29 protein-coding genes are annotated in these 26,890 nt (G+C 63.6%); 13 read left to right on the top strand and 16 right to left on the bottom strand.

Going from position 1 to position 26,890, the window contains the following annotated elements; genetic code table 11:
* The first annotated feature begins 2 nt into the window (after positions 1–2).
* Entirely contained in the window at positions 3–1,025 is a 1,023-nt protein-coding gene (waaC, locus tag FG13_RS14855; protein WP_035822059.1) for a lipopolysaccharide heptosyltransferase I, read from the top strand.
* A gap of 18 nt (positions 1,026–1,043) precedes the next feature.
* Positions 1,044–2,330, top strand: coding sequence for a lipid IV(A) 3-deoxy-D-manno-octulosonic acid transferase (gene waaA / locus FG13_RS14850; protein ID WP_035822056.1), 1,287 nt, complete (start codon positions 1,044–1,046; stop codon positions 2,328–2,330).
* A 1-nt stretch (position 2,331) separates the two neighbouring features.
* Here waaA and FG13_RS14845 read toward each other — a convergent pair whose 3' ends face one another.
* The 12 genes from FG13_RS14845 to miaB form a co-directional block, all read right to left on the bottom strand.
* Complete coding sequence (locus FG13_RS14845; protein WP_035822054.1) at positions 2,332–3,723, bottom strand: hypothetical protein; 1,392 nt, start codon at positions 3,721–3,723, stop codon at positions 2,332–2,334.
* Positions 3,724–3,787: 64 nt separating this feature from the next.
* Positions 3,788–4,723 (bottom strand): M48 family metallopeptidase, encoded by a 936-nt coding sequence (locus FG13_RS14840; protein WP_035822051.1) that lies wholly within the window; start codon positions 4,721–4,723, stop codon positions 3,788–3,790.
* 44 nt (positions 4,724–4,767) lie between these two features.
* The gene (locus FG13_RS14835) at positions 4,768–5,508 is read right to left on the bottom strand and encodes a lysophospholipid acyltransferase family protein (RefSeq protein ID WP_034746739.1); all 741 of its coding nucleotides are present in this window, start codon (positions 5,506–5,508) and stop codon (positions 4,768–4,770) included.
* A gap of 16 nt (positions 5,509–5,524) precedes the next feature.
* Positions 5,525–6,112 carry a D-glycero-beta-D-manno-heptose 1,7-bisphosphate 7-phosphatase gene (gene gmhB, locus FG13_RS14830; protein ID WP_051959086.1) on the bottom strand — a complete coding sequence of 196 codons (588 nt, stop codon included), beginning with the start codon at positions 6,110–6,112 and terminating at the stop codon, positions 5,525–5,527.
* Positions 6,112–8,214 (bottom strand): glycine--tRNA ligase subunit beta, encoded by a 2,103-nt coding sequence (glyS, locus tag FG13_RS14825; RefSeq protein ID WP_035822048.1) that lies wholly within the window; start codon positions 8,212–8,214, stop codon positions 6,112–6,114. Before glyS ends, gmhB begins: the two co-directional genes overlap by 1 nt.
* A gap of 39 nt (positions 8,215–8,253) precedes the next feature.
* On the bottom strand, positions 8,254–9,171 hold the full coding sequence (glyQ, locus tag FG13_RS14820) for a glycine--tRNA ligase subunit alpha (protein WP_034780177.1): 918 nt from the start codon (positions 9,169–9,171) through the stop codon (positions 8,254–8,256).
* Positions 9,172–9,318: 147 nt separating this feature from the next.
* Positions 9,319–10,899 (bottom strand): apolipoprotein N-acyltransferase, encoded by a 1,581-nt coding sequence (gene lnt, locus FG13_RS14815; RefSeq protein ID WP_035822045.1) that lies wholly within the window; start codon positions 10,897–10,899, stop codon positions 9,319–9,321.
* 16 nt (positions 10,900–10,915) lie between these two features.
* Positions 10,916–11,794, bottom strand: a complete 879-nt coding sequence (locus FG13_RS14810) for an HlyC/CorC family transporter (RefSeq protein WP_034746750.1) — start codon at positions 11,792–11,794, stop codon at positions 10,916–10,918.
* 117 nt (positions 11,795–11,911) lie between these two features.
* Complete coding sequence (locus tag FG13_RS14805) at positions 11,912–12,340, bottom strand: DUF4259 domain-containing protein (protein WP_035822043.1); 429 nt, start codon at positions 12,338–12,340, stop codon at positions 11,912–11,914.
* 175 nt (positions 12,341–12,515) lie between these two features.
* Positions 12,516–12,986, bottom strand: a complete 471-nt coding sequence (ybeY, locus tag FG13_RS14800) for an rRNA maturation RNase YbeY (protein ID WP_035822040.1) — start codon at positions 12,984–12,986, stop codon at positions 12,516–12,518.
* Positions 12,970–14,034, bottom strand: a complete 1,065-nt coding sequence (locus FG13_RS14795) for a PhoH family protein (protein WP_034746759.1) — start codon at positions 14,032–14,034, stop codon at positions 12,970–12,972. Before FG13_RS14795 ends, ybeY begins: the two co-directional genes overlap by 17 nt.
* A complete protein-coding gene (gene miaB / locus FG13_RS14790; RefSeq protein WP_035822037.1) occupies positions 14,031–15,398 on the bottom strand; it encodes a tRNA (N6-isopentenyl adenosine(37)-C2)-methylthiotransferase MiaB in 1,368 nt (455 codons plus the stop codon). Before miaB ends, FG13_RS14795 begins: the two co-directional genes overlap by 4 nt.
* A 655-nt stretch (positions 15,399–16,053) precedes the next feature.
* On the opposite strand from miaB, the gene FG13_RS14785 reads away from it, so the two are divergent.
* On the top strand, positions 16,054–16,380 hold the full coding sequence (locus tag FG13_RS14785; protein ID WP_034746769.1) for a hypothetical protein: 327 nt from the start codon (positions 16,054–16,056) through the stop codon (positions 16,378–16,380).
* Positions 16,381–16,521: 141 nt separating this feature from the next.
* Here FG13_RS14785 and FG13_RS14780 read toward each other — a convergent pair whose 3' ends face one another.
* Complete coding sequence (locus FG13_RS14780; RefSeq protein ID WP_035822035.1) at positions 16,522–17,367, bottom strand: HDOD domain-containing protein; 846 nt, start codon at positions 17,365–17,367, stop codon at positions 16,522–16,524.
* Complete coding sequence (locus tag FG13_RS14775) at positions 17,364–17,702, bottom strand: hypothetical protein (protein WP_035822033.1); 339 nt, start codon at positions 17,700–17,702, stop codon at positions 17,364–17,366. Before FG13_RS14775 ends, FG13_RS14780 begins: the two co-directional genes overlap by 4 nt.
* A gap of 201 nt (positions 17,703–17,903) precedes the next feature.
* Between FG13_RS14775 and FG13_RS14770 the strand changes: the two genes are divergently transcribed.
* From FG13_RS14770 to FG13_RS14760, 3 genes are read left to right on the top strand one after another with little or no spacing between them, the layout of a single operon-like run.
* A complete protein-coding gene (locus FG13_RS14770; protein WP_035822031.1) occupies positions 17,904–19,481 on the top strand; it encodes a sensor histidine kinase in 1,578 nt (525 codons plus the stop codon).
* A 15-nt stretch (positions 19,482–19,496) separates the two neighbouring features.
* Positions 19,497–20,078 (top strand): DUF1697 domain-containing protein, encoded by a 582-nt coding sequence (locus tag FG13_RS14765; protein ID WP_081922587.1) that lies wholly within the window; start codon positions 19,497–19,499, stop codon positions 20,076–20,078.
* 19 nt (positions 20,079–20,097) lie between these two features.
* A complete protein-coding gene (locus FG13_RS14760; protein WP_035822028.1) occupies positions 20,098–20,277 on the top strand; it encodes a hypothetical protein in 180 nt (59 codons plus the stop codon).
* A gap of 82 nt (positions 20,278–20,359) precedes the next feature.
* Here the strand turns inward: FG13_RS14760 and FG13_RS14755 are convergent, their stop codons facing one another.
* The gene (locus FG13_RS14755) at positions 20,360–20,764 is read right to left on the bottom strand and encodes a hypothetical protein (protein ID WP_152598774.1); all 405 of its coding nucleotides are present in this window, start codon (positions 20,762–20,764) and stop codon (positions 20,360–20,362) included.
* Between the two features lie 331 nt (positions 20,765–21,095).
* On the opposite strand from FG13_RS14755, the gene FG13_RS14750 reads away from it, so the two are divergent.
* Genes FG13_RS14750 through FG13_RS14735 form a run of 4 tightly spaced genes read left to right on the top strand, consistent with a single transcriptional unit; the run spans position 21,096 to position 23,210 of the window.
* Entirely contained in the window at positions 21,096–21,449 is a 354-nt protein-coding gene (locus FG13_RS14750; RefSeq protein ID WP_035822023.1) for an ArsR/SmtB family transcription factor, read from the top strand.
* A 7-nt stretch (positions 21,450–21,456) separates the two neighbouring features.
* Entirely contained in the window at positions 21,457–21,882 is a 426-nt protein-coding gene (locus FG13_RS14745; protein WP_035822021.1) for a YeeE/YedE family protein, read from the top strand.
* Complete coding sequence (locus FG13_RS14740) at positions 21,879–22,310, top strand: YeeE/YedE family protein (protein ID WP_035822019.1); 432 nt, start codon at positions 21,879–21,881, stop codon at positions 22,308–22,310. Before FG13_RS14745 ends, FG13_RS14740 begins: the two co-directional genes overlap by 4 nt.
* Positions 22,311–22,352: 42 nt before the next feature.
* Positions 22,353–23,210, top strand: a complete 858-nt coding sequence (locus FG13_RS14735) for a ChaN family lipoprotein (protein ID WP_051959083.1) — start codon at positions 22,353–22,355, stop codon at positions 23,208–23,210.
* On the opposite strand, the gene FG13_RS14730 is transcribed toward FG13_RS14735, so the two are convergent.
* Positions 23,211–24,038: an IclR family transcriptional regulator domain-containing protein gene (locus FG13_RS14730; RefSeq protein WP_081922586.1), complete on the bottom strand. Its 828-nt coding sequence runs from the start codon at positions 24,036–24,038 to the stop codon at positions 23,211–23,213.
* Positions 24,039–24,203: 165 nt separating this feature from the next.
* Here FG13_RS14730 and FG13_RS14725 point away from each other — a divergent pair, with 165 nt between their 5' ends.
* From FG13_RS14725 to pcaF, 3 genes are read left to right on the top strand one after another with little or no spacing between them, the layout of a single operon-like run.
* A complete protein-coding gene (locus FG13_RS14725) occupies positions 24,204–24,902 on the top strand; it encodes a 3-oxoacid CoA-transferase subunit A (RefSeq protein ID WP_035822017.1) in 699 nt (232 codons plus the stop codon).
* Positions 24,903–24,912: 10 nt separating this feature from the next.
* Positions 24,913–25,554: a 3-oxoacid CoA-transferase subunit B gene (locus tag FG13_RS14720; RefSeq protein WP_035822015.1), complete on the top strand. Its 642-nt coding sequence runs from the start codon at positions 24,913–24,915 to the stop codon at positions 25,552–25,554.
* A gap of 26 nt (positions 25,555–25,580) precedes the next feature.
* Positions 25,581–26,783, top strand: coding sequence for a 3-oxoadipyl-CoA thiolase (gene pcaF / locus FG13_RS14715; protein WP_035822014.1), 1,203 nt, complete (start codon positions 25,581–25,583; stop codon positions 26,781–26,783).
* Positions 26,784–26,890 lie beyond the last annotated feature (107 nt).

The following is a 26,890-nucleotide window of genomic DNA, read 5'->3' as shown; positions in this document are numbered from 1 at the left end:
GCATGGCGGCTCAACCTGGCGCACAGGCGCCCTTGAAAATCCTGCTGGTGCGGGTGTCCTCGCTGGGCGACGTGCTGCATAACCTGCCGATGGTGGCGGACCTCGCCCGCCATTTCCCGAACGCGACCATCGACTGGGTGGTCGAAGAGGGCTACACGAGTCTGGTGCGCCTGAACCCGCGCGTGAATACCATCTTCCCGTTCGCGCTGCGGCGCTGGCGCAAGAGCCTGGGCAAGAAGGAGACGCGCGCGGAAATCGCCGCCTTCTTCCGCAGCCTGCGCCAGACGCATTACGATTATGTGTTCGATACCCAGGGCTTGCTCAAGACGGGCATCATCATGGGTGCCGCGCGCCTGGCGCCGGGCGGACAGAAGGTCGGCCTGGCCAATGGCAGCGAAGGCTCCGGCTATGAAGGCATCTCGCGCCTGTTCCATACCAAAAGCATTCCGCTTGACCCGCGTACGCATGCGGTGGCGCGCGGCCGACTGGTGGCCGGCGCGGCACTCGGCTACGCGGTCGACACCCCGGCCGATTTCGGCTTGCCGGAAGTATCGAACAGCGAGCCGCGCCCGAACTGGATGGGCGACGCACCCTACTGCGTGTATTTCCACGGCACGGCGCGCGACGCCAAGAAATGGGCGCCGGAATACTGGATATCTCTAGGCCAGGCGCTGGCGCCCATGCCGATTTTGCTGCCCTGGGGTTCGCCCAAGGAAAAGGCGGAAGCGGAAGTGCTGGCGGCCGGCCTGCCCAACGCGCGCGTGCTGCCGAAACTGTCGATGGGCGACGCCACCCTGCTGGCGCGCCACGCGGCGCTGGTGGTCGGCGTTGACACGGGCCTGACGCATATCGCCGCCGCCTTCGTGCGTCCTACGGTGGAAATCTATGCCGATTCGCCGCTGTGGAAAACGGAAGGCAACTGGTCGCCGAAAATCATCAACCTGGGCGACAAAGGCGCGCCGCCCGGCGTGCCGGAAGTGCTGGCCGCGGCGCGGCGCCTGCTGGCCGACTATCCTCCCGCCTGACTTTAACATTCAATAAACATGCGACTTCTTTATACCCTCGCCTGGTGGCTGGCCTTGCCCCTGGTGCTGGCGCGGCTGTGGCTGCGCGGACGCCAGGAACCCGGCTACCGCCAGCACTGGGGCGAGCGCCTGGGCTGTTACGGCCGCCAGCCGGCACCTCTTCCTGACACCATCTGGCTGCACGCCGTCTCCGTCGGCGAGACGCGTGCGGCCGAGCCGCTGATCGATGCGCTGCTGGCCGCCTGGCCCGCGTGCCGCATCGTCCTCACGCACATGACGCCGACGGGGCGCGCCACGGGCAAATCCCTGTTCGCCAAACACGGCGCGCGCCTCGTGCAAAGCTATCTGCCGTATGACACGGGCGCCATGCCGGCCCGTTTCATCCGCCATTTCGCACCGCGCATCTGCATCCTGATGGAGACGGAAGTGTGGCCGAATCTGATCCACCAATGCAATCGCTACAAAGTGCCCGTGGTGCTGGCCAATGCGCGCCTGTCGCAGCGCTCGCTGGGCAAGGCGCAGCGACTGGGCAAACTCATTGCCGATGCGGCGCGCGGCATCACCCTGGTGGCGGCGCAGACGCAGGACGACGCCGATCGCGTGCGCCAGCTGGGCGTGCGGGAAGTCGTCGTCACGGGCAGCATCAAGTTCGACGTCGTCGTGCCCGAGGCGGCGCTGGCGACGGGGGCATGGCTGCGCGGCGCCATCGATGCATCGTCCCACCCGCGCCCCGTGCTGCTATGCGCCAGCACGCGCGAAGGGGAAGAGCAGCTGATTCTCGATGCCTATACCCGTGCCAGCTTGCCTGCGAATGCGTTGCTGCTGATCGTGCCGCGCCATCCGCAGCGTTTCGACGAGGTGGAAAAATTGATATCGGCGCAGGGCCTGGCCGTGCAGCGCAGGTCCGGCCTGGCGCAGGGCGATGCCGTCGCTGCGGGCACGCAGGTGCTGCTGGGCGATTCAATGGGCGAGATGTTTGCGTATTACGCGGCCTGCGATTGCGCTTTTGTGGGCGGCAGCCTGCTACCGCTGGGCGGACAAAACCTGATCGAGCCGGCGGCCCTGGGCAAGCCTGTGCTGATCGGCCCGCACACCTTCAATTTCGCGCTGGTCACCGAGCAGGCGATCGCCGCCGGCGGCGCCGCGCTGGTGGCGGATGCCGATGCGCTGATGGCGCAGGCGTCGGCTTTGCTGCAGGATCCGGCGCGCTTGGCGTCGATGGGCCAAAAGGCGCTGGCGTTTGCGGCGCAGCACCGGGGCGCCACGCCGCGCACTATCGCTGCCGTCCAACCTTTGCTGCGATAGTTTAGTGCTGCGGGGTCTTGGCAGGAGTCAACTGATGCAGTGCCAGTTCATGCGTGAGCAACGTGCTGTATTGCTCGTCGTGCACTGTCAACAGCGCGCGCAGCGCTGCTTGTGCGTACTCTTGTGACAGAAGGTCATGCTGTTGACCATTCGGCTCACCGGTAATGCGGTGAGCATCCCTGATCCAACGCAGCAGTTCATGGTCCAGGTACGTCTGGGGTGGCCCGTGTGGTGCGTGCGCCAGGGCCAGGTGCGCGATGGTCGCGAGCCATTGCCACTTGTTGCCGGAAGCGTAGCGTAGTAGCAGATAATGCTCACCCCTCGCTTCCAGCAAGGGGCGCAGTGTGGCGAAGGGAATGAACGCACCCTGACGCGATACCATTTGGCAGGCAAATTTCTGCATGCCTGGCGCTACGTCGCCTGCAGCTTGCAGGGCGATCTCGTCTTTATCGGATGGCGCCGCCTTGAACCAGGCGTTGTAGGCCGCCAGGCGCACGGATGGCGGCGTTGACTGCGTAAAGGCACGAATCAGCTCAAGATCTTCTGGCGCGCGCAGGCTGCCCAGCGACAGCAGGCTGACACGAATGGCCTGCGTGTTCGATGCCGGATTGGCCAGAATGGCGCGGTAGCTGATGCGTGCATCCTCTCCCATTGTTTGAAGGCAGGCGACGGCCAGGTAGCGTACCGACGCTTGGGCATCCAACAGGCTTGTCAACGCCAGCGCGCGCATATCCTGGCCGCCAGGCGCTTGCGTCAGCGACAATAACGCACTGGTACGTATCCGGCCGAAAGGCGACGACATCGCTTTGAGGTATAGCGCCGTTTGTACGTCGGGTGCGGTGCTGGCGCACAGCCGTAGCGCTTGCGTTGCCAGTACCGTATCTCCGCGCGTGGCGAGCGCCATACCGATGTATTGTGCTCGATCGCCCAGACCGTACTGGTGCAGCATGTAGAAGCAGCTCCTGGCGACATGGACGTTCTTGCCACAGACGCCATCGAGCAAGTCTTGCACGCTCAGCAGTTCAAGTACGGTGCGTTCAAAGTGCTGCAGCCAGTCCGCATGGTCGCTCCTGCTCATTTCACGCAGGCGCAGAACGTTCGGTAGTATCTGCAATAACTGGGGGACTGGCGCCAGTGGCAATAGGTGCTGCATGGTGACACGCGCTGCATCGCGCACGGCAGGCACCCAGTCATTGAGGCGCACGATGACCAAGGGCAGTAGGTCTGTCCTGTCCAGAGCGGCACAGCGTTCCAGCGCGGCCTGTCGTTCATAGCCGGAATAATGGTTCAGTTCATCTTCCAGCGAGGGCTGGTCACTGGGCGCTGCAGGCAGTGGTTGGCTTGCTGGCGCGGCGGCAGCCTTGGCGCCAAACAGCATCTTGAAAATATTCATGGACGAAATGGGCAGGATGGAACATCCAGTATCCCATGCCTACGGCGCAGGCGGTAGTGCCGTCTCATTGGAACAAAACGGGCAGCTCCTGCGAGCGTTTTCTAAGCGCCTGCTTGGCGCCATCGTAATCGGGATAAATCGACTCCACGGTGGCCCAGAAGCGGGGGCTGTGGTTCATTTCCAGCAGGTGCGACAGTTCATGCGCCACCACGTAGTCGATCAGCGGCAGGGCGAAGTGGATCAAACGCCAGTTCAGGCGGATCTTGCGCTCGATGGTGCAGCTGCCCCAGCGCGTGCCGGCCGACGATAGCGACAGTGAATCGTAGCGCACGCCCAGCTTGTCCGCATACACGTCCAGGCGCGCCTCGAACAGCTGGCGCGCTTCATGCTGGAACCAGCCCTTCACTTTTTCCTTCAATTGCTGCTCGCTGCCCGTGGGCGTGACCCATACGTGCAGCTCATTCGTCTCGCGCTGGAAGCTGGCGCGGTGGCGCGGTGCCTGGTGCAATCGCAAGGTGATCTCGCCACCGAGGTAAGGCAGGACGGCGCCGTCGACCCAGGCCACGGGCGGGCGCTGCTGGCGCTGCACTTTGCGCTCGCCCCGCTCCAGCAGTTTCGAGACGATCCAGCTCTGCTTGGCGCGGATGGCGTTGTCGATTTCGGCCAGGGTGACGCGCTTGGGCGCCGTCACGCGCAAGCCGTTATCGTCGATCATGAAGCCGATGGAACGGCGCGTGGAACGGCGCAGGGCGAATTCGACGAGGTGGCTGCCCAGCTGCAGCTGGCGCAATGGCGGGCCATCAGCGGTACGTGGCGGGGAGGGAAGGACAGGGCGCGCGGGAGGCGTGACAAGCGCCGGTGGCGGCGCCAGGTGAACTACAGGCTTGGCCTCCACGGGCGGCGCTGGCGGTGCCGTGGGGCGCACCGCCGGGGGAGTGCTGGTCGAGACGTCATGCGCGAACAAATCCAGTTGCTGGTCGCCGACCTTGATGGTCTTCATCTGCTGGCGCAGTGTCGGCTCCTGGATGACCGCGCTGATGCCGTCTAGCCAGCGTTGTAGGCGTGAGGCGAAATGACGCGCATTTCTGATTCTATCCAATTTTCCACCTGTTGCATCATGCTGTCCGGGGTTTGCCCTTCCGGCGAAATCGGTTTGCCTATCGAGACGGTGATCAGTCCCGGGCGTTTGAGGAATGACTGCTTGGGCCAGCACTCGCCTGAATTGTGCGCAATCGGCACCACCACGGCGCCCGTGGCAATCGCCAGACGCGTGCCGCCGCTTTTGTACTTGCCCGCCTGGCCGACGGGAATGCGGGTCCCTTCAGGGAACATGATAATCCATTGGCCATCGGCCAGGCGTCGTTTGCCATGCGCGACGACGCTCTTGAACGCATGTTTGCCCTGCTTGCGGTCGATGGGGATCATGCGCAGCAGCGCCATGGCCCAGCCGAAGAAGGGGATGTACAAAATCTCCTTCTTGAACACATACACGAGCGGGCGTGGCAGGCTGGGAAGCAAGAAGATGGTTTCCCAGGCCGACTGGTGTTTCGACAGCACGATGGCTGGCGCATCGGGGAAGTTCTCGGCGCCCTTGACTTCATAGCGGATGCCGCAAATGACCTTGGCACACCACAGGATAAACACGTTCCAGCGCGAGGTGACCCAATAGCGCTTGTTGTAGCTCAATGGCGCGGCAAAAAAGCACACGCAGGCCCAGACGATGGTGGCCACGATCATGATGATCATGAACAGCAGGGATCGCAGGAACAGGGAAATATTACGCAATGCGGTTCTCCGAAGATTAGATGCTCAATGCCACGGCGGGCGCCGATGCCGCGGGCGCCTTGAGCAGGTGGCTGACGACGGCGGCCAGGTCGGCGAAGACCTGGGTGCCAGGCGGCAGGCCACCCGTTTCGTTGGTTTTTTCGCCCTTGCCCGTCAATACCAGGTAGGGCACGCAGCCGCTGATGAAACCGGCCTGCAGGTCGCGCAGCGAATCGCCGACCGTGGGCACGCCTTTCAGGCTGGTGTTGTAGCGCTGCGAAATTTCATGGAACATGCCCGGTTTCGGCTTGCGGCAGTCGCAATTGTCCGCGCCCGCGTGCGGGCAAAAGAAGATGGCGTCGATATCGGCGCCCACCTGCTGCGCCAGGGTGTGCATCTTCTGGTGGATCGCGTTGAGCACCGTCATGTCGAAATATTCGCGCGCGATGCCCGACTGGTTCGAGGCGATGACCACGCGATAGCCAGCCTGGTTCAGGCGGGCGATCGCTTCGAGCGAACCGGGTATCGGCAGCCATTCGGCAGGCGACTTGATGAAGTCCGGCGAGTCATGATTAATGACACCATCGCGGTCGAGAATAATCAGTTTCAGCGCCGGCGTGCCCATTATGCCGCCAGCTTCGAAATGTCGGCCACGCGGTTCATCATGCCATGCAGCGACGACAGCAAGGCCAGGCGGTTGTTGCGCAGGGCGACATCCTCGGCCATCACCATCACGTCATTGAAGAAGCCATCGACATCGTCGCGCAGCTGCGCCAGGGTTTGCAGGGTGCTGGTGAAGTCGCCCTTGGCGAAGGCCGCGTCGACTTCCGGCTGCACGCGCGAGACGGCGGCGGCGAGTTTTTTCTCCGCTTCGTCCTGCAGCAGCGCCACGTTGACGCCGCCGGCGGCGACCTGGCTCACTGCTTCCTCGTTCTTTTTCAGGATGTTCGTGATGCGCTTGTTGGCCGCTGCCAGCGAGGCGCTTTCCGGCAGGGCGGCAAACGCCTGCACGGCCTCCAGGCGCTGCACGATGTCGTCCAGGCGGTCCGGGTTTTGCGCCACGACGGCTTCGATTTCATTCGGCGAGAAGCCGCGCTCGCGCAGGATGCCGCGCAGGCGGTCCAGCATGAAGGTGGTGACATCCGCGACGGGGTCCTTGAATCCGGGAACGGCTGCGAACTGCGCGGCCGCATCCGCCAGCAAGCCCTGGATCGACAAAGGCAAGCGTTTTTCCAGCAGCATGCGCAGCACTCCCAGCGCATGGCGGCGCAGCGCGAACGGGTCCTTGTCGCCTGTCGGAGCCAGGCCGATGGACCAGATGCCGACCAGGGTTTCGAGCTTGTCGGCCAGGGCCACGGCGGTGCCGGTGCCGGTGGTTGGCAGGCTGTCGCCGGCAAAGCGCGGCTGGTAATGTTCGGAGGCGGCCAGCGCCACTTCTTCCGGCTCGCCGTCATGGCGCGCGTAGTAGGTGCCCATGATGCCTTGCAGCTCGGGGAATTCGCCCACCATGTCGGTCAGCAGATCGGCCTTGGCCAGCAGGGCGCCGCGTTCGGCCAGGGCCACGTCGTAGTCCAACTTGGCGGCGATGGCGCCGGCCAGCGACTTGACGCGCTCTGTGCGGGCCGCTTGCGTGCCCAGCTTGTTGTGGTAGACGACGTTGGCCAGCAGCGGCAAACGCGATGCCAGGGTCTTCTTCTTGTCTTGCTCGAAGAAGAACTTGGCGTCGGACAGGCGCGGGCGCACGACGCGCTCGTTGCCGCCGATGATGTGCTCGGGCGTGTCCGTCTCGATGTTCGAGACGATCAAAAAGCGCGAGCGCAGCTTGCCTTCGCTGTCCGTCAGCGCGAAATACTTCTGGTTCGTCTGCATGGTGAGGATCAGGCATTCCTGCGGCACGGCCAGGAATTCTTCCTCGAAGTGGCACTCATACACGACCGGCCATTCGACCAGGGCCGTGACTTCGTCGAGCAGCGCTTCGGGCATCAGCACCTGGTCGGCGCCGGCCTTGTCCAGCAGCTGGGCGCGGATGCGTTCCTTGCGTTCCTCGTTGCTGGCGATGACGCTGGCGTTGAGGATCAGCGATGGCGCGTAGTTTTCCGCGTGCGCGATGGTGATCGGCTCGCCGTCGGTCAGGAAGCGGTGGCCCAGGGTGGTGCGGCCGGCCGTGAGGCCCAGCAGGGTCAGGGGCAGGATATTGATGCCGTGCAGGGCGATCAGGCTGTGGGCAGGGCGCACGAATTGCACGGTGGTGCCGTCCGGGCGCTGATAGCTCATCAGCTTTGGAATCGGCAGCTTGGCGCAAGATTCCGTCAATGCCGCCTGCGCGCCGGTGGCGAGCTGGCTGCCTGGCGCCGTGTACGTGTAGAAGAAGCTTTCAGCCTTGCCGTCGGCGGCGCGTTCCAGCTCGGCTACCGTCAGGTCGGGGAAGCCCAGCGCGGCCAGTTTCTTGGCCAGCGGCGGCGTGCCGTTGCCGTTCGCGTCCAGCGCCACGGAGACGGGCAGGACTTTTTCGCGGATCGATTTGTCGGGCGAGACTTCGCGCACGTTGGTGATGGAGACGGCCAGGCGGCGCGGCGAGGCGTAGCTGGTGGCGACGCTGTCGGCTTCGAGGAAGTCGCGCGCCTTCAGGCCGTTGACGATGCCGGCCGTGAAGGCGGCGCCCAGTTTGGCCAGCGCTTTCGGCGGCAGTTCTTCGGTCAGCAGTTCGATGAGCAGTGTTTGGTTCATGGTGTTCTTGTCTGGTACGGCGGTGTATGAGCTAGGCGATCAAGCGGCGGCGGGTTGGTCTGCGGCGGGCAGCATCGGGAAACCGAGGCGCTCGCGCGAGTCGTAATACGCTTGTGCCACCAGGCGCGACAGGGTGCGCACGCGGCCGATGTAGGCGGCGCGTTCCGTCACCGAGATGGCGCCACGCGCATCTAACATATTGAAGCTGTGCGAAGCCTTCATGATTTTCTCGTAGGCGGGCAGGGTCAGTTGCAGCTCGATCAAACGCTTCGCTTCCGCTTCGTAGTTGCCGAACTGTTCGAACAGCAGGTCCGTATTCGCGTGCTCGAAGTTGTAGGTCGATTGCTCCACCTCGTTCTGGTGGAAGACGTCGCCGTAGGTCAGCTTCTTGGTAACCCCGTTCTCTTCCCACTCGGTCCACACCAGGTCATACACGTTTTCCACGCCTTGCAAGTACATGGCCAGGCGTTCGATGCCATAGGTGATCTCGCCCAGCACGGGCTTGCAATCGAGGCCGCCCACTTGCTGGAAGTAGGTAAATTGCGTCACTTCCATGCCGTTCAGCCAGACTTCCCAGCCCAGGCCCCAGGCGCCCAGGGTTGGGCTTTCCCAGTCGTCTTCGACGAAGCGCACGTCATTCTGCTTCAAGTCCAGGCCCAGCGCGGCGAGTGAACCCAGATACAGGTCGAGGATGTTTTCCGGCGCGGGCTTGAGTACCACCTGGTACTGGTAGTAATGCTGCATGCGGTTCGGGTTTTCGCCATAGCGGCCATCTTTCGGGCGGCGCGACGGCTGCACATACGCGGCGCGCCACGGTTCCGGGCCGATCGCGCGCAGGAAGGTGCCGGTGTGGAAGGTGCCGGCGCCGACTTCCATGTCGTAAGGCTGGAGCAGGGCGCAACCTTGCTTGTCCCAATAGGTTTGCAAGGTCAGGATAATTTGTTGAAATGTGAGCATCGTATGAGTTCGCCGCGCGGGAGGCTGCGCTTTGTTAAGGTTTGCTTGAAGCCCGGACGCATGCTTGGCAGCGCGTCCGGGCCGGGGTTTTGCTAATTTTAGCGGTTTTTACGGGCCCACTGTGACTCTTCGGGCAATATCGGCCGCTTATTGCTGCGCGGCGCGGCCACGGCGGGCGGCGCGCGACAGCAGGAAGGCCGTCAGCAGGGCCAGCGCAGTCAGGGCCAGCACCAGTTTATTGCCGTACAGAATGTATGGCGTCATGCCGCCCATGCCTTGCACCTTGGCCGCCAGGGTGGCTTGCTGCTCCGGCGGCAGCAGGCTTTGCACCACGCCCTTGCCGTCGATGACGGCCGTGGCGCCCGTGTTCGTCGAGCGCAGCATCGGGCGGCCCGTTTCCAGGCTGCGCATCTGCGAAATCTGCAGATGCTGCGGGATGGCGATCGAATCGCCAAACCAGGCCAGGTTCGAGATATTGAGCAGCACGGACGCCGACTGCTTGCCATGGCGGTGGGCGCTGGCCAGCTGGCCCGCGATTTCCTCGCCAAACAAGTCTTCGTAGCAGATATTCGGCAGCACCAGCTGGTCGCGCACGGGCAAAGGCGCCTGGACTTCCGCGCCGCGGCCCATGTCGCCCAGCGGGATGGCCATCATGGCGACAAACCAGTGCAGGCCGGGCGGCACGAATTCGCCGAACGGCACCAGGTGGTGCTTGCGGTACTGGTAGTAGGGGCCTGGCGTGCCGTTGGGCGTGATCCCCACGGCCGCATTGTAGAAGCGCTGCTGCTCGTCGAGCACGGGCATGCCGAGCAAAATCGTGCTGCCCGTCTGCTGCGAATACGTCGCCAGGCTATCCAGATAGCCGGGCGGCAGCTGGTGCGGCAGCACGGTAACGGCCGTTTCCGGCGTGGCGATCAGGTCGGCCGGCGCGCTGGTGATGGCGCTCTGGTACATCTGCAGGGCGCCCAGCACGAAGCCGGGGTCGAATTTCTGCTGCTGCGGCACGTTGCCCTGCAACAGACGCACCGTGATCGGGCGTCCGACCGGGTGCGTCCAGGCCACGTACTGCAGGCCGATGCCGGCCGCGTACAGCGCGATGACGCCGCCCAGCGCAAACCAGCGCGTGCGGTGTGTGAGCAGCAGCAGAGCGCCGGCCGACAGCGCCGCCAGCCAGCCCAGGCCATACGCGCCGACGATGGGGGCAAAGCCGGCCAGCGGGCTGGCATTGTGGGCGTAACCGGTGGCCAGCCACGGGAAACCCGTAAACAGCCAGCCGCGCGTCCATTCGAACAGGGTCCAGGTGGCGGGCAATACCAGCAAGGTCATGGCGGGCAGGGACAGCACCCAGCGCTGGCGCAGCCAGGCGGCCGCGCCCATGGCCAGGGCCACGTAAATGGCCATCAGGAGGGCCAGCAGGGCCACGGCGATGGCGGCGATCGGCGCGGCCATGTCGCCATAGCGGTGCATGGAGATATACAGCCAGTGCGTGCCGGCCGCGCACCAGCCAAAGCCATAGGCCCAGCCGATCAGCGCGCCGGCCTTGACGTTCGATGCGCGCAGCACCTGGTAGAACAGCACGCTCAGGCTGAGGATTTGCAGCGGCCAGTAGCCGAAAGGGGCGAACGCCAGCACCGCGACGGCGCCAGCGATGGCGGCAGTCAGCATGCGCGCCCACGTGCTGCGGGGCGGTTTGGCGGGGGCGTTGGGATCGACGCGTCTGAAACGCATTTACAGCACGCGCATGTCAGAGTTCCAGTTCCGGCACGTTGGGCAGGCGCTCGACCAGCAGCACGTGCACCTGGCGCGCATCGGCGCGCAGCACCTCGAAGCGCAGATTGCCCAGGTCGAAAATATCGCCCTTGTGCGCCATGCGGCCCAGGTACTTCGAGACGAGGCCGCCGATGGTGTCGACGTCGTCGTCGACCAGGTGGCTGCCCACTTCCTCGTTGAACTGTTCGATCTCGGTCAGCGCCTTGACACGCCAGCGGGGACCGAACTGGCCTTCCTTGAGCGAGAGGATATTGTCCTCGGCTTCGTCGAAGTCGTATTCGTCCTCGATGTCGCCGACGATCTGTTCCAGCACGTCTTCGATGGTGATCAGGCCGGCGACGCCGCTGTATTCATCGACGACGATGGCCATGTGATTGTGGTTGGCGCGGAAATCGCGCAGCAGCACATTCAGGCGTTTCGATTCGGGGATGAAGATGGCGGGGCGCAGCATGTCGCGCACGTCGAAAGTTTCTTCTGCGTAATAACGCAGCAAGTCTTTCGCCAGCAGGATGCCGATGACCTTGTCGCGCTCGCCTTCGATCGCGGGGAAGCGCGAGTGGGCGGTCGACAGGACTTCCGGCATCCATTCCTCGATCGGCTTGCTGATGTCGATGACATCCATTTGCGAACGGGGAATCATGATGTCGCGCGCGCAGAGATCCGATACCTGGAACACGCCTTCGATCATCGACAGGGCGTCGGCGTCGATCAGCTTGCGTTCATGCGCATCGTGTAGAACTTCGAGCAATTCTGCACGGTTCTCTGGCTCGGGGGAAATGAGTGCGGTCAGGCGTTCAAACAGTGACCGGTGGGGCTTGACGTCAGTTCTGACGCCACTAGGGTGCTCGGGCATAGGAGGCGTGAGCCGTTGTTGCGAAGGGATATAGGATACACCAAAAGTGGGGCCATACCGGATTTCCCCGCTTTTGATGCAAATTTAATACGTTGAAGTGCGCCGTTGCGCGATCTTTCAGGCCGCTTCCTGGCCCAGCACGCGCGTGCGCAAGGCCGCCACGTCGGCCTGCCAGTCGGCGAAATGCTCGCTGTCCTGCCACAGCTGGCGCAGTTCCGACGATTCGGCCGTGATGCGCTCGAAGGCCAGGCGCGCTTTTTCCAGCAGCGGCGGCGTGACTTTCTTCTTGCAGGCGGCCACCCATTCGTCTACTTCCGCGGTGGCCGGATCGTCCTCGCCCTCGCCAGGCTGGCCCTGCAGGCGCGCGATCACTTCCAGCGCGGCCAGCGCCTCGGCGGCGAACGGCGCCTCGAGTTCCGCTTCCTGGCTGTCGATGACGTTGTCGAGCGTCGTCTCGACCAGTTCCAGGGTTTTATATTCGTGCAAATCCTGCGCCCAATCCATGGCGTAGTCGTTGCCGAAGGCGTCGGTGGCCCAGGTTCCCATTGTGTGTCCTTGTTGCGTGTGTGGTTGATGGCGCTATTGTGGCATGTGCACCGGATGGGCGTAGCTCAGACGTAGGTCAGATTAGCGCAGCGTAATCTGACGCTGTGCCGCTGGCATCACGGTGACGCAAGCATGTGTCGGGTTACGGCGTACCGCCTAACCCGACCTACGCGGGTTATTTTTGCTCGGCGTAGGGATCGGCAATCCCCAACCTGGCGAGGATTTCCGTTTCCAGGCCCTCCATCTCGGTCGCTTCCTCGTCATCCATGTGGTCGTAGCCCTGCGCATGCAGCACGCCGTGCACGATCAAATGGGCCGTGTGCTCTTCCACGCTTTTCTTTTGTTCTTGCGCTTCCTTTTCCAGCACGTCCGTGCACAGGATGATGTCGGCGCGCGTCGGCTCATCCTCTGCCAGTTCTTCGCCTTCGTTGTAGGCGAAGGTCAGCACATTGGTGGCGTAGTCCTTTTCGCGGTAGTCGCGGTTCAGGGTGCGGCCTTCTTCCGCGTCGACGAAGCGGATCGTGAATTCGGCGGGCGCGAACAGGGCCGCCTTGACCCAGCGGCGCACTTTCGGGCGCGTGATGACGGTTTCCAGGCGGGTGTCCGGGTATTGCACGGACAAGGACAGTTTATTTTTTTCGGACATTTTTGGCGGCAGCTGGTTTCAATAAGGAGGGCAAGTGGGCGGCGTCGGCGTTGGCCGCCTGCGCCGTTTCATACGCGTCGACGATGCGCGCGACGAGCGGGTGGCGCACCACGTCGGTGCTGTTAAATTGCGTGAAGCCGATGCCGCGCACATCTTTCAGCACATGCACGGCGTCGATCAGGCCGCTCGTCTGGCTCTTGTGCAGGTCGACTTGCGTCACGTCGCCCGTCACCACGGCCTTGCTGCCAAAGCCGATGCGCGTCAAGAACATCTTCATCTGTTCGACGGTGGTGTTTTGCGCCTCATCGAGGATGACGAAGGCGTGGTTCAGGGTGCGCCCGCGCATGTAGGCCAGCGGGGCGATCTCGATCACCTGTTTTTCAAACAGCTTTTGCGTGCGGTCAAAGCCCAGCAGATCGTACAGCGCGTCGTACAGGGGACGCAGATACGGGTCGACCTTTTGCGCCAGGTCGCCCGGCAGGAAGCCCAGGCGCTCGCCCGCTTCGACGGCGGGGCGCGTCAGGATGATGCGCTTGACGGCGTCGCGCTCGAGCGCATCGACGGCGCAGGCGACGGCCAGATAGGTTTTACCCGTGCCGGCCGGACCGACGCCGAAGCTGATGTCGTGTTCGAGGATGTCGCGCAAATACGCGATCTGGTGCGGCGTGCGCCCGCGCAGGTCGGAGCGCCGCGTTTTCAGCACGGGGCTGGCGATGTCCGGCTCGACGAAGGTGCTGGCGGGTGCGTTGGCGTGGTGTTCCGAGGCGGCGGACAGGCCCGCGCGCTGCTCCACCAGGGCCAGTTGCACTTCTTCCAGCGGCACGACCTTGTTGGCGATGGCGTAGAACTGTTCCAGGATTTCCACGGCGCGTTCGGCATTGCTGCCGCCGACGATGAATTTCTCGCCGCGGCGGAAAATCGTCACGTCGAGGGCGGCGGAAATCTGGCGCAGGTTTTCATCGAGGGGGCCGCACAGGTGCGCCAGGCGCGTGTTGTCGAGCGGCTCGGGGATGAAGTAATGCGGCTGTATCGGGGCTTTGGTTTTCAACTGGCTCTTTTCAATGCGGGTGCGCTGGCGACGAGTTCGCCGCGCAGGGTGTAGGAATGGCTTTCGGTGATGCGCACGTCGACCAGCTGGCCGATCAATTGCAAACCGTCGGGGCCGGCGTCGAAGTTGACCACGCGGTTGTTTTCCGTGCGGCCTTGCAGTTCACTGTCATTGGTGTCCTTCTTCGAGCGGCCTTCGACGAGGATGGTTTGCACGGTGCCCACCATGGCCAGGCTGTACTTGCGCGTGTTGGCGTCGATGGCGGCTTGCAGCTGCTGCAAGCGCGCCAGCTTGACTTCATGCGGCGTATCGTCTTCCAGGCTGGCGGCCGGCGTGCCGGGGCGTTTGCTGAAGATGAAGCTGTAGCTGTTGTCAAAGCCCACGTCCGCGATCAGCTTCATCATGGCATCGAAGTCGGCCTGCGTCTCGCCGGGGAAACCCACGATGAAGTCCGACGAAATGGCCATGTTCGGGCGCACGGCGCGGATGCGGCGGATGATGGACTTGTATTCGAGGCCCGTGTAGCCGCGCTTCATGGCGCCGAGGATCTTGTCGGAACCGTGCTGCGCCGGCAGATATAAATGGTCGACCAGTTGCGGGATCTTCGCGTAGGCGTCGATCAGGCGCTGCGTGAATTCCTTCGGGTGGCTGGTGACGAAGCGCATGCGCTCGATGCCGGGAATGTCGGCCACGTATTCGAGCAGCAGGGCGAAGTCGGCGATGTCTCCGCCTTCCATCGCGCCCCGGTAGGCGTTCACGTTTTGCCCCAGCAGCGTGATTTCCTTGACGCCCTGGGCGGCCAGGCCAGCCACTTCCGTCAGCACGTCCTCGAAGCGGCGCGACACTTCCTCGCCGCGCGTGTAGGGCACGACGCAGTAGCTGCAATATTTGCTGCAGCCTTCCATGATGGAGACGAACGCCGAAGCGCCTTCCACCTTGGCCGGCGGCATGTGGTCGAACTTTTCGATTTCCGGGAAGCTGATGTCCACTTGCGAGGCGCCGCTGGCGCGGCGCAACTCGATCATCTGCGGCAGGCGGTGCAGGGTTTGCGGGCCGAAGACCATGTCGACATACGGCGCGCGCTTGACGATGGCGTCGCCTTCCTGCGACGCCACGCAGCCGCCTACCCCGATCAAGAGATGCGGCTTGGCCAGTTTCAGCTCGCGCAGACGGCCCAGGTCGGAAAACACTTTTTCCTGCGCCTTTTCGCGCACGGAGCAGGTATTGAGCAGGATCACATCGGCATCTTCCGGCGTGTCGGTGCGCACCAGGCCATCGGAGGCGCCCAGCACGTCGGCCATCTTGTCCGAGTCGTACTCGTTCATCTGGCAGCCGAAGGTTTTAATGAATACTTTTTTCTGCATGGCGTCGGGCGCTTATCGGTAAGTGTGGCGGCAAACAAGAGGGTTGGGCAGGATGCTGCAGCGCAGGGGGCCGCTCAGGGTCGGGCGCGGTGGATGACCGGCCGGGCGCCTCTGGCTGCCCGGTGGCAGGCTCGCTGCAAGTTCAGGCCATAGTTTAGCGTAAATCGCCGGGGCGGGCCATGTTGTACTTACCTTGCCGACAAGGTTGCCGCCTGCATATGCGCCCATTTTCAGTAATGCCTAAAAGCATTTATTGCCGTGCGACACCATTGATTTGTAACAAGTTGCTGCAAAGCCTTGTGTGCGCCCGCTGGCATCCTAATGTGTTGAAATAGCATCGTTGCCAAGCCAACCAGCAGCTTGATTGATATTTAACAATCAGGAAGTTTGCGCGAGGCGCAGATGCTGCGTGATTGGGCTAGTATATTGTCTTATATGCAATTCATTTCAGAGAATTGCACGTGCTTTTAGTGTCTTTACTCACGCGGCAAGCTGCGTACCATGGCTGGGCGTGGCTGTGCAGGTCCTGTGCAGGCAGTGCGATAAGGAGGGGAGGCTGAATCCGATGGAAAGACGTTTATTTAATTAAACACTCTAAGCCAGCCTTAAGTTCGAATCGGCATTATTTTCTACATTCACCAGACGAGGAAAAATCATGGCACATCATGCATTAGCATCGCAAGAGAGTTACAACCCGAACCACCTGCTGGATATTCTGCTGAGCAAGATGCAGCTGAAAAACGATGCAGCCCTGTCGCGTCTGCTGGAAGTGGCGCCACCCGTCATCAGCAAGATCCGCCACCACCGCTTGCCGGTCGGCGCCTCGCTGCTGATCCGCATGCACGAAGTGACGGGCATGAGCATCCGTGACCTGCGCGACCTGATGGGCGACCGCCGCACCAAGTATCGTTTGTCCGACGCCCAGGGCCGTCCAAAAGCGGAAGACCGCGGCGATGCGCAAGAATCGAATTACGCGCACTGATGTGGCGGTTGTACGCTGACTGTGCCGCTTGCATAGCTGCTGGCGGCAACAGGCTGGCGTGGACCGGGCAGCATGGACGTACCGTAATACCCCTAACGGCTTTCGCCTCGCAGCGAGAGCCGTTTGCGTTTGCGCCAGTGTTTAGCTCAGCAGCGCCGAGGTGATTTCATCGTAGCGCAGCTCCGTTTCGCGGAACAGCTGCAGATACGTGTCTTCGCCCAGGCCCAGCGCATCCCAGGCCACCGGCGAGACGCGCGGCACCATGTCGTCGCCCGCCTGCGCCAGGTCGAGCGCGCACACAATCGCATTGGCCACGTGGATCAGCGATGCGAGGAAGCCTGCTCCCGGCGTTTCCGGCTGCAGGTAGTTGCCCAGCGCCAGACGCATGGTGTCGGAAAAATTCCAGTGCTCGGCCAGCGCCACGCCCGCCTGCACGTGGTCCACGCCCAGCACGGTCTGCTCCGCTTCGAGCAGGCTGCAATCGTGCGCCGCCTGGTGCGCGATGACTTGCGCGTAGTGCGCGGGAAAGCTGCTGACCAGCACCAGGCGGCCGATGTTGTGCAGCAGGCCGGCCGTGAAGGCGTAGTCCTGGTTGAAGCGGATCTGCCGCGCCAGCACCTTGGCGCAAGCGGCCGTGGCCACCGAATGGCGCCAGAAAGCCTTGTCGTCGAAACCGGGGCAGCGTCCTTCCGGGAAGCAACCCGTGATGGCGGCCGACGTGATCAGGCTGCGCGTCGTCTGGAAGCCCAGGTAAGTAATCGCCTGCTGGATGGTGGTGGCTTTGACTTGCAAGCCATATTGCGAGGAGTTGGCCAGGCGCAGGGTTTTTGCCGTCAGCGCCTGGTCGTACGACACTTTTTTGGCCAGCACGGAAATATCGACGTCTTCCTGGTCGATGCTGTTGAGCAGTTCCATCACGACGGCGGGCAGCGAGGGCAGATCATCGAGGTGGGCGACGATGTCGTCGAGCGTCAGCTGGGTGCTCATGCGGCCTCTCCCGTGCCCAGGCGGTAAGCCGTGACATAGCCGCGCAGCAAGGTGGTGGCCGCGTCCAAGGGATCCTCGGGGTCATGCTTGCGGAACAGGTAAGCCAGCCGTTCGCTGTCGGCCGCCTGTTGCGCGGCGATTTCTTCCGGTGACGGTGGCGGCGCCTGGATCGGCAGCATGTCGATGTTGTGGCGCGGCATCAGGGCCAGCATGTTTTCCGTGAGTACCGCACCTTGCGGCAACAGCACTTGTCCATGCGCATCGAGCAAGACATCCGACAAGACCATGCCAGGACGAACTTGTTCCAGGGGTAGATGTTGATGCATGACCGCCATGACGACTCCTTAGATGATTGCGGGATATTACCATTGCCATGACGCAATGTCTCAACCTGTATCAAGGCCCTGAGGAAAACGGCATTGCTGTAAATCTTGCCAATAAGTATGTCATACCGTACATTTGATTCAGGCTGTTGTCCGCTGACGTCTGTGCGCCCGCGCCGCGGGCTGGCGGCCTGGCACGGGGAGTATTGATCGATGGTGAGTATCCAAGTCCGGCTGACCCTGCTTTTTGTCGTGATCGTCACCCTGGTGCTGGGCATTTCGGGTACCTATACCCAATATACACTGAGCCAGGAACTCGAATCGGGCAGCGCGCGCTTGCGCAGCGGCGTGCTGACGCGCTTGCAGACGAGCTTGCCTTCGGCCCTGTGGGACCTCGACAAATCCAAGGTTGACAGCATCGTCGCAGCCGAAATGCTGCCGCCGGAACTGGTTGGCATCCGCGTCTACGACGCTTCCGTCGGCCTGTTCGCGGGCGAAGTGCGCGACGCGGCCGGCACCCTGGTGCCCTTGAGCGCCGACGTGGCCATGGGCGGCACGCCCGTCGAGGCACCGCTGGTGTTCCGCGACGCCGTGGCCGCGGCCACGGGCGGCAAGCCCGTGATCGTCGGCAAGGTCATCGTCAATTTCAGCCGCGCCCAGATCGATGCGGCCCTGCGCGGCGAAGTGCGGCGCAAGGTGCTGGAAGTGTTGCTGCTTGACATCATTTTGGTGGGCGCCCTGGCGCTGAGCCTGCGCATCGTCTTCGGTCCCTTGAAACAGTTGCGCGACGGCTTGTTCGACCTGGCCACGCGCGGCAGCGACGAGGTTGAAGAGCTGCCGGAAAACCGGCGCGACGAACTGGGCGACGTGATCCGCGGCTTCAATGCCGTGCAGCGCAAGCTCAAGTCCATCATCGAGGGCAGCCGCGAGGCGGAAGACATGGCGCGCCGCTCGCAGCAGGCAACGGCGCAGGCCATGGACGAGCTGCGCCGCGCGCAGGAATCGTTGCTGCAGTCGGAACGCCTGGCCTCGCTGGGCAGCCTGGTGGCCGGCGTGGCGCATGAAATCAATACCCCGGTCGGCATCGCGCTGACCAGCGCCTCGGTGCTGAAGGAAGCGACCGATGAGATCAGCGCGGCGGTGGCCGGCGGCAGCGTGAAGAAGACCGATATCGTGCGCTACCTGGAAACGGCCGGCGAAAGCGCGCGCCTGATCATGAACAATGCCTACCGCGCCGCGCACCTGATCCACAGTTTCAAGCAGATCGCCGTCGACCAGGTCAGCGAGGCGCGCCGTTTGTTTGAATTGCGCGACTATATTGGCGAGGTGATCTCGAGCCTGCAGCCGACCCTGAAAAAGACGCGCATCCGCATCGATATCGATTGCCCGCCCGGCATCATGCTCGACAGTTATCCGGGCGCGCTGGCGCAGGTGCTGACCAACCTGGTCCTGAACTGCGTCGAGCACGCCTTTGATGCGGACACGGACGGCCATATCCATATCGGCGTGCATGGCGACAAGGACTGGATCGCCATGCAGGTGCGCGACAACGGCCGCGGCATCGCGCCCGACATGCTCGACCGCGTGTTCGATCCGTTTGTCACCACGCGGCGGGGACAGGGCGGCACGGGCCTGGGCTTGAATATCGTATTCAACTTGATTGCCAAGCAGTTTGGCGGCACCATCACGGTCAGCAGCACCTTGGGGCAGGGCGCGACGTTCCTGCTGCGCCTGCCCAAGGTGACGCCATTGCCGGAAGGCGCCGCCAGCGTTCCGGCCGGCCAGGCATAGGCAAGGAGACAAGACATGGCACAGATGGAAAACAGTCAGCAAGTGGCGCTTTTGCGCGGCATCAATGTGGGCCGCGCCAAGCGCGTGGCCATGGCCGACTTGCGCAAGCTGCTGGGCGACCTGGGTTTTGCGCAGGTGCGCACCGTGCTCAACAGCGGTAACGTCGTGTATGACGGCGGCAAGGTCGCGCCGGCCGACGCCGCTGCCCGCATCGAGGAAGCGCTGGTGCTGAAACTGGGCGTGGCGGCCAGGGTGACGGTGCTGTCTGCCAGCCAGTTTGCCGAACTGATCGAACAAAACACGTTGGCGCCTGCGGCCGATGCGGCCCGTCTGCTGACCCTGGTGCTGAACAATCCGGCCGACATGCAGCGCCTGGCGCCCTTGCTGCAGCGGCCGTGGCAGCCGGAAGCGCTGGCGCTGGGCCAATGGGCCGCGTATGCCTGGTGTCCCGATGGCGTGCTGGCCAGCAAGGTGGTGGCGGCGCTCGGTGTGCTGCTGGGCGATGGCGTCACCTCGCGCAACTGGGCCACCATGCAAAAATTACAGGCGCTGCTGAACGGGCCCGAGGCGGCAGCCACATCTGCCAAGGAGCACTGATGTCTACCATCGAGACGCCATGAACTGGGATATCGTCAAAGGTGTGCTGATCCTGCTGCTTGCCGTCAGCGCCCTGGGCACGGCCTTCGTGCTCATTTCCGCCTCGGGCACGGACAAGGCGGCCTGCATCGCGCGCGCTCTGAAATCAGGCATTCCTGTGGGGAATATCGAAAGAGTCTGCCGCTTGCTGGACAAGTGAGGCCGGACGATTGACGTGGCCAAAAAAATTCCGCGCAAGGCGGAATTTTTTTAAGGCAGCGGCATCGGCCGCCGAAATAAGCTCAGCTATCGAATTTTTCCTGTTTTTCACCGTGCATGCTAAAGGCCAGCAAGCCCAGTCCCACCAGCAACATCGAGACCATGCTCGCTTCGGGCACGGGCGGCGGCACGTTCGCGTGCTGTACCGCCGGGATGGTGGCCGCGGGCGGCGGCAGTGCGCCCTGGCGCGCACCGGCGCTGCGCCAGCGCGGGGTGGCATTGAGCGTAGAGTCCTGCGCCAGCAGGCGCGCATACGGCAAGTCCGGTGTTTCCCAGCCGGGATTGTCCGCCGTGCTGGTGAAACCGAGACTGTCGTCGCTCACGACAGGCGCGCGTGCCGTGGGCGGGGAACTATCGCTGGCCGCCACATTGCCGGCACACGCCGACAGCGCCAGCATGGCCATGCATAGCGGCTCAAGTATCTTCATCTTTGACTCCCTGGTTCACCGTGCGGTGCGGCCGAAACCGGCCTGCGCCTGGACGGACAATTCGCCTGTACGGGGGCGTATCACGATTTTTCTGATGAGGCCTTATTACAGCACAAATCGTGTCAATTTTGCTACGTATATTTGCATTAAATTACGAATATTTATCATTTTGATAGCGCGCAGGCTATCGCTGCCGCACACTTGGCATGAGCACGCTATCGCTGAAAAACACTGTTGTTTTTTTGTGCGAATCGCCAGCACGAAAACAATATATTGATTAGTATATTGTTTATCGCACGATGTTCAATATGACCGCCTGTGGGAGGGCAAGATGGAGACAGTTGCAACACAACATGCCGAATACAACCTCGACGCCATGCGTGGCTCGGCCTACAAGGCCAGCTCGCTGCTCAAGGCCATGGGCAATGCCGACCGTTTGATGCTGCTGTGCCAGCTGTCGCAGGGCGAGCATTGCGTCAGCGACCTCGAACAGAAAGTGGGCATCGGCCAGCCGACCCTGTCGCAGCAGCTGGGCGTGCTGCGCGAAGAGATGCTGGTGGCCACGCGGCGCGACGGCAAGCAGATTTATTACCGCGTCGCCAGCGCGCCCGTGCTGGCCGTGCTGCAAGTGCTGTACGCGCAATTTTGCGCGCCGCGCCCCACCTTCAACGACGAAGCGGACTGATACTGCCATGAACATAGCCTGGCAGCACTTCACGCCGTGGGCCTCGCTGGCCGGCGGCATGCTGATCGGTCTGGCGGCGGCCCTGCTGATTCTGTTCAATGGCCGCATCGCCGGCATCAGCGGCATTGTCGGCGGCTTGCTGCGCCCGCGCAGCGGCGACCTGGGCTGGCGCATCGCCTTTCTTGCCGGCCTGATCGGCACGCCCCTGCTGTACCAGCTGTGGCAAGCCTTGCCGCCCGTACAGATCGACGCGGGCACGCCGGCCCTGATCGTGGCGGGCCTGCTGGTGGGCGTGGGTGTGCGCTATGGCGCCGGCTGCACCAGCGGCCACGGCGTGTGCGGCCTGTCGCGCCTGTCTGCGCGTTCGCTGGCGGCCACTTGCGCCTTCATGGCGGCAGGTTTTCTCACCGTCTATCTGTTGCGACACTTATGAGCAAGCTGATTCTTTCCCTGTTGAGCGGCCTCGTCTTTGGTCTGGGCCTGATCGTCTCCGGCATGAGCAACCCGGCCAAGGTGCTCGCTTTCCTCGATCTGGCCGGCGCCTGGGACCCGTCGCTGGCGCTGGTGATGGGCGGCGCCATCGGCGTGGCCTTGCCCGCCTTCTGGCTGGCGCGGCGGCGCACCAGGTCGCTGTTGGGTGTACCCATGCAATTGCCGGCATCGCGGCGCATCGACCGGCGCTTGCTGCTGGGCAGCCTGGCCTTTGGCGCGGGCTGGGGCATCGCCGGTTTTTGTCCCGGTCCCGCTCTTGTCTCCCTGCTGGCGGGCCAGCCGAAGGCGTGGCTGTTTGTGGGCGCGATGCTGGCCGGTATGGCCGTGTTTGAAGTGCTGGAGCGCCGCAAGCTGCCCGCGCCGGCCTGAGACGGTACAATCTGGCGCATCGCCACTTTGGATACCGCTTACATGACAACCGTGATTTTCCGCGCCGGCGCACGCGCCGCCCTGCTGTGCAGCGTGCTGGCCCTGGCCGCCTGCGGCAGCTTGCTGAAGAAGTCAGCGCCGCCCGCTCCCGCGCCCGTGGCCGACACCTTGCCCAATCCGCAAGTGCTGCTGCTCGGTGAAGTCCATGACAATGCGCAAGGCCAGCGCCTGCGGGTGGAGGAATTGCGCCGCCGCCTGGTGGCCGGCTGGCGTCCCGTGATTGTCATGGAACAGTTCGACCGCGACAACCAGGACTTGCTGACGCGTGCCGCGCGCGATTGCGCCGACCCCGATTGCATCATCCGCGTGATGGAACAGCCGCGCTGGGACTGGAGCTTGTACCGCCCGGTGCTGGACCTCGTCATCAGCTACCAGCTGACCCTGGTCGCCGGCAACCTGTCGCCGGCCGATGCCTCGCGCATCGTGCGCGACGGCATCCAGTGGTCCATGCCGCCCGCCATGGTGGCCACCTACCTGGCTACGCCCGTGCCGGCAGACATTTTGGATGGGCAACAGAAGGAAGTCCAGGCGGCCCGCTGCAATATGCTGCCCGACATGATGGTGGGTGGCGTCGTCAACGCGCAAGTGGCGCGTGATATCTGGATGGCCAAGCTGATCCGCGACCAGGCGCCGCGCGACGTGGTGCTGATCGCCGGCAACGCGCATGTGCGCAAGGATATCGGCGTGCCGCGCTGGCTGAAGCTGGCCGACCCGCAACTGAACCTGCGCAGCATCGGCTACCTGGAACAGGGTAGCAGCGGTTTCAAGGGCACGTTTGACCTGACGCAAACGATGCCGGCGCAGCCGCGCCCCGACCCGTGCGCCAAGTTCAACAAATAATCACTGCTGCACCCGCACCAGGGCGCTGACCCGGCTTGCCGTATCGAGCAGTTTCGGCAAGCTGTGTTCCAGCAGATGCGCCACGGATGGCCCCGCCGTCTGGCCGCTGACGTTGATCGCCGCCACCACCTTGCCGGCCCGGTCGAACACGGGCGCGGCCAGGGCGATCAAGCCTTGCTCCAGCTCTTCCTGCACCAGGCACCAGCCCTGGCGCCGCACTTGCGCAATCTCTTCCATCAAGACGTCGATATCGACCTTGGTTGCCGGCGTGATTTTCAGCAGCGCCATCTTCGACAGCCGTTCACGCAGCACCTCGGGCGCCAGGCCCGACAGCAAAACCCGTCCCATCGAGGTGCAGTAGGCGGGCAGGCGACTGCCGATGCCCAGGTTGATCGACATGGTGCGGTGCGCGGACAGGCGCACGACATACACGATGTCGTCGCCGTCGAGCACGGTGGCCGAGCACGACTGGCGCAAGGTCTGCATCAATTCTTCCAGCAGCGGCTGCGCCTGCGTCCACACGGGCAAGGATGACAGATACGCGTAACCGAGGTCCAGCACCTTCGGCGTCAAACGGAACAGCCGCCCGTCCGCTTCCACATAACCGAGATGCAACAAGGTGAGCAGGATGCGCCGCGCGCCCGCACGCGTCAGCTGCGCCCGTTCCGCCACTTCGCTCAGGGTCTGTTGCGGCGCGTCCGCGCCAAAGCTGCGCAGCACGGCCAGGCCCCGCGCGAACGATTGCACATAGCTGTCGCCAGGGCGGGGCGCGCCGTCCGCATCGACGGTGTCTTCGGCGGAAAGGGAGGTGCTGCTGCGTGCGGTCATGGCAATTCCAATGGATCAAGGTGGCAATTATAGCCATGGCGCTGGCGAAAACGGCAAATTGACAAGCGCCCCGATCAGGCATATTCTCACGAATAAGTTCTAAATACGAATATTTGTTCGTTATACGAACAAATGGCCGATGAGTTTGATGTGAAGGAGACCGCAATGATCGACAAACTGCGTTCCAGCGTGCTTGATGCGCTGGCCGATATCCACGATGGCGCCACCGTCATGATTGGCGGCTTTGGCGGCGCGGGCCAGCCGGCCGAGCTGATCGACGGCTTGATCGCCCAGGGTGCGCGCGACCTCGTCATCGTCAACAACAATGCGGGCAATGGCGACACGGGCCTGGCCGCCCTGCTGAAAAACGGGCAGGTGCGCAAGATCATCTGCTCGTTCCCACGCCAGGCCGATTCCCACGTCTTCGACGCGCTGTACCGCGCGGGCAAGCTGGAGCTGGAACTGGTGCCGCAGGGCAATCTGGCCGAGCGCATCCGCGCCGCCGGCGCCGGCATCGGCGGCTTTTTCACGCCCACCGGCTATGGCACGGACTTGGCCAAGGGCAAGGAAACGCGCGAGATCGACGGCCGCATGTATGTGTTCGAGTCGCCGATCCACGCCGATTTCGCGCTGATCAAGGCGGAGCAGGGCGACCGCTGGGGCAACCTGACTTACCGCAAGACGGCGCGCAACTTCGGCCCCATCATGGCCATGGCCGCGAAAGTCAGCATTGCTTCCGTGCATGAAGTTGCTGAGCTGGGCAGCATCGACCCCGAGCACGTCGTCACGCCGGGCCTGTTCGTGCAGCGCCTCGTGCAAGTGCCGCGCACGGCCACCGGCCCCGCCGGCTTCAAAGCTGCCTGAGGAGTATCAAGTGAATAAATGGAATCGAGATCAAATGGCGGCCCGTGTGGCGGCCGACATCCATGAAGGCAGTGTCGTCAACCTCGGTATCGGCTTGCCGACCCTGGTGGCGAACCACTTGCCGGCTGGCGCGGAGATCATCCTGCACAGCGAAAACGGCGTGATCGGCATGGGCCCCGCGCCCGCGCCGGGCGAGGAAGACTACGACCTGATCAACGCAGGCAAGCAGCCCGTCACCCTGCTGCCCGGCGGCAGCTATTTCCACCATGCCGACAGCTTCGCCATGATGCGCGGCGGCCACCTGGACATTTGCGTGCTGGGCGCGTTTCAAGTGTCCGCCACGGGCGACCTGGCCAACTGGCACACGGGCGCGCCGGACGCCATTCCTGCCGTGGGCGGGGCCATGGACCTGGCCATCGGTGCGAAAAAAACCTGGGTCATGATGGAATTGCTGACCAAGACGGGTGAAAGCAAGCTGGTGCAGGCATGCACTTATCCGCTGACGGGCATCGGCTGCGTCAGCCGCATCTACAGCGACCTGGCCGTGCTTGACCTGGGGCCAAATGGCGCCACGGTCGTCGAACTGGCCGATGGTTTGAGTTTTGAACAGCTGCAAGCGTTGACGGCCGTGCCGCTGACGGACGGACGTTAATTCAACACTTTCTTGGAGGAGAGAACATGACCCACGCATACATTTGCGACGCGCAGCGTACGCCGTTCGGCCGCTACGGCGGTGGACTCGCTGGCGTGCGCGCCGACGACCTGGGCGCCGTGCCCATCCGTGCCTTGATGGCGCGCAATCCCGAAGTGGACTGGACTTTTGTTACCGACGTGCTGTACGGCTGCGCCAACCAGGCGGGCGAGGACAACCGCAACGTGGCGCGCATGGCGGCCTTGCTGGCCGGTCTGCCCGACAGCGTGCCGGGCGCCACCCTGAACCGCCTGTGCGGCTCGGGCCTGGACGCCATCGGCAGCGCCGCGCGTTTCATCAAGAGCGGCGAGGCGGGATTGATGATCGCCGGCGGCGTGGAAAGCATGAGCCGTGCGCCGTTTGTCATGGGCAAGGCCGACAGCGCTTTCTCGCGCGGCATGAAAATGGAAGACACGACCATCGGCTGGCGTTTCATCAACCCGCTGATGAAGGCGCAGTACGGCGTCGATTCGATGCCGGAAACGGCGGAAAACGTGGCGTCCGATTTTGGCATCAGCCGCTTTGATCAGGATGCGTTCGCGCTGGCCAGCCAGGTCAAGGCCCTGGCGGCGCAGCAGGCGGGCGTGTTCGACGGTGAAATCTGCCCCGTCAGCATTGCACAAAAGAAGGGTGATCCTGTCGTTGTCAGCCGCGACGAGCATCCGCGCGCCACCACCCTGGAAACCCTGGCCAAATTGAAACCCGTCGTGCGCGCGGACGGCACGATTACCGCCGGCAACGCGTCCGGCGTCAACGATGGCGCGGCTGCCCTGCTGCTGGCTGATGAAGCGAACGCGGCCCGCTTCGGCCTGACGCCGCGCGCCAGGGTCGTGGCCATGGCCACGGCTGGCGTGGCGCCGCGCATCATGGGCATCGGTCCCGCGCCCGCCACCCTGAAAGTGCTGGCCATGACGGGTTTGACCCTGGCCGACTTCGACGTCATCGAACTGAACGAAGCGTTTGCCGCGCAAGGCCTGGCCGTGCTGCGCCAGCTGGGCTTGCCTGACGACGATGCGCGCGTCAACCCGAATGGGGGCGCCATCGCCCTGGGCCACCCGCTGGGCGCCTCGGGCGCACGCCTGGCCATGACGGCCGTCAACCAGCTGCACCGCACGGGCGGCCGCTATGCGCTCTGCACCATGTGCATCGGCGTGGGGCAAGGTATTGCGCTGGTGCTGGAACGGGTCTGATTCCACGCGCCCGCAGGGAAAAAAAGTTGCCCGTCATACGTATTAACGCGTATGCCGGGCGGCTTTTTGACCCGGATCAAGGGCGTATGATGCAAAACCAGCCTGGG

It is taken from the genome of Janthinobacterium sp. RA13, assembly GCF_000745325.1.
Taxonomy (GTDB): Bacteria; Pseudomonadota; Gammaproteobacteria; order Burkholderiales; family Burkholderiaceae_D; genus Janthinobacterium; species Janthinobacterium rivuli.
The sequence above is the reverse complement of the archived record's forward strand: the minus strand, read 5'-3'. Positions and strand labels throughout refer to the sequence as shown.

Excerpts from the sequence above, each read along its gene's own strand:
- FG13_RS14810 (WP_034746750.1), bottom strand. The coding sequence starts at position 11,794 with ATGCCCGAGCACCCTAGTGGCGTCAGAACTGACGTCAAGCCCCACCGG.
- waaA (WP_035822056.1), top strand. The coding sequence starts at position 1,044 with ATGCGACTTCTTTATACCCTCGCCTGGTGGCTGGCCTTGCCCCTGGTG.
- glyS (WP_035822048.1), bottom strand. The coding sequence starts at position 8,214 with ATGAACCAAACACTGCTCATCGAACTGCTGACCGAAGAACTGCCGCCG.
- FG13_RS14750 (WP_035822023.1), top strand. The coding sequence starts at position 21,096 with ATGGAGACAGTTGCAACACAACATGCCGAATACAACCTCGACGCCATG.
- FG13_RS14770 (WP_035822031.1), top strand. The coding sequence starts at position 17,904 with ATGGTGAGTATCCAAGTCCGGCTGACCCTGCTTTTTGTCGTGATCGTC.
- FG13_RS14745 (WP_035822021.1), top strand. The coding sequence starts at position 21,457 with ATGAACATAGCCTGGCAGCACTTCACGCCGTGGGCCTCGCTGGCCGGC.
- FG13_RS14755 (WP_152598774.1), bottom strand. The coding sequence starts at position 20,764 with ATGAAGATACTTGAGCCGCTATGCATGGCCATGCTGGCGCTGTCGGCG.
- FG13_RS14740 (WP_035822019.1), top strand. The coding sequence starts at position 21,879 with ATGAGCAAGCTGATTCTTTCCCTGTTGAGCGGCCTCGTCTTTGGTCTG.
- waaC (WP_035822059.1), top strand. The coding sequence starts at position 3 with ATGGCGGCTCAACCTGGCGCACAGGCGCCCTTGAAAATCCTGCTGGTG.
- FG13_RS14840 (WP_035822051.1), bottom strand. The coding sequence starts at position 4,723 with ATGAAGACCATCAAGGTCGGCGACCAGCAACTGGATTTGTTCGCGCAT.
- FG13_RS14780 (WP_035822035.1), bottom strand. The coding sequence starts at position 17,367 with ATGAGCACCCAGCTGACGCTCGACGACATCGTCGCCCACCTCGATGAT.
- FG13_RS14735 (WP_051959083.1), top strand. The coding sequence starts at position 22,353 with ATGACAACCGTGATTTTCCGCGCCGGCGCACGCGCCGCCCTGCTGTGC.
- miaB (WP_035822037.1), bottom strand. The coding sequence starts at position 15,398 with ATGCAGAAAAAAGTATTCATTAAAACCTTCGGCTGCCAGATGAACGAG.
- FG13_RS14725 (WP_035822017.1), top strand. The coding sequence starts at position 24,204 with ATGATCGACAAACTGCGTTCCAGCGTGCTTGATGCGCTGGCCGATATC.
- FG13_RS14775 (WP_035822033.1), bottom strand. The coding sequence starts at position 17,702 with ATGGCGGTCATGCATCAACATCTACCCCTGGAACAAGTTCGTCCTGGC.
- FG13_RS14805 (WP_035822043.1), bottom strand. The coding sequence starts at position 12,340 with ATGGGAACCTGGGCCACCGACGCCTTCGGCAACGACTACGCCATGGAT.
- FG13_RS14785 (WP_034746769.1), top strand. The coding sequence starts at position 16,054 with ATGGCACATCATGCATTAGCATCGCAAGAGAGTTACAACCCGAACCAC.
- FG13_RS14845 (WP_035822054.1), bottom strand. The coding sequence starts at position 3,723 with ATGAATATTTTCAAGATGCTGTTTGGCGCCAAGGCTGCCGCCGCGCCA.
- FG13_RS14730 (WP_081922586.1), bottom strand. The coding sequence starts at position 24,038 with ATGACCGCACGCAGCAGCACCTCCCTTTCCGCCGAAGACACCGTCGAT.
- gmhB (WP_051959086.1), bottom strand. The coding sequence starts at position 6,112 with ATGGGCACGCCGGCGCTGAAACTGATTATTCTCGACCGCGATGGTGTC.
- pcaF (WP_035822014.1), top strand. The coding sequence starts at position 25,581 with ATGACCCACGCATACATTTGCGACGCGCAGCGTACGCCGTTCGGCCGC.
- glyQ (WP_034780177.1), bottom strand. The coding sequence starts at position 9,171 with ATGCTCACATTTCAACAAATTATCCTGACCTTGCAAACCTATTGGGAC.
- ybeY (WP_035822040.1), bottom strand. The coding sequence starts at position 12,986 with ATGTCCGAAAAAAATAAACTGTCCTTGTCCGTGCAATACCCGGACACC.
- FG13_RS14760 (WP_035822028.1), top strand. The coding sequence starts at position 20,098 with ATGAACTGGGATATCGTCAAAGGTGTGCTGATCCTGCTGCTTGCCGTC.
- FG13_RS14765 (WP_081922587.1), top strand. The coding sequence starts at position 19,497 with ATGGCACAGATGGAAAACAGTCAGCAAGTGGCGCTTTTGCGCGGCATC.
- lnt (WP_035822045.1), bottom strand. The coding sequence starts at position 10,899 with ATGCGTTTCAGACGCGTCGATCCCAACGCCCCCGCCAAACCGCCCCGC.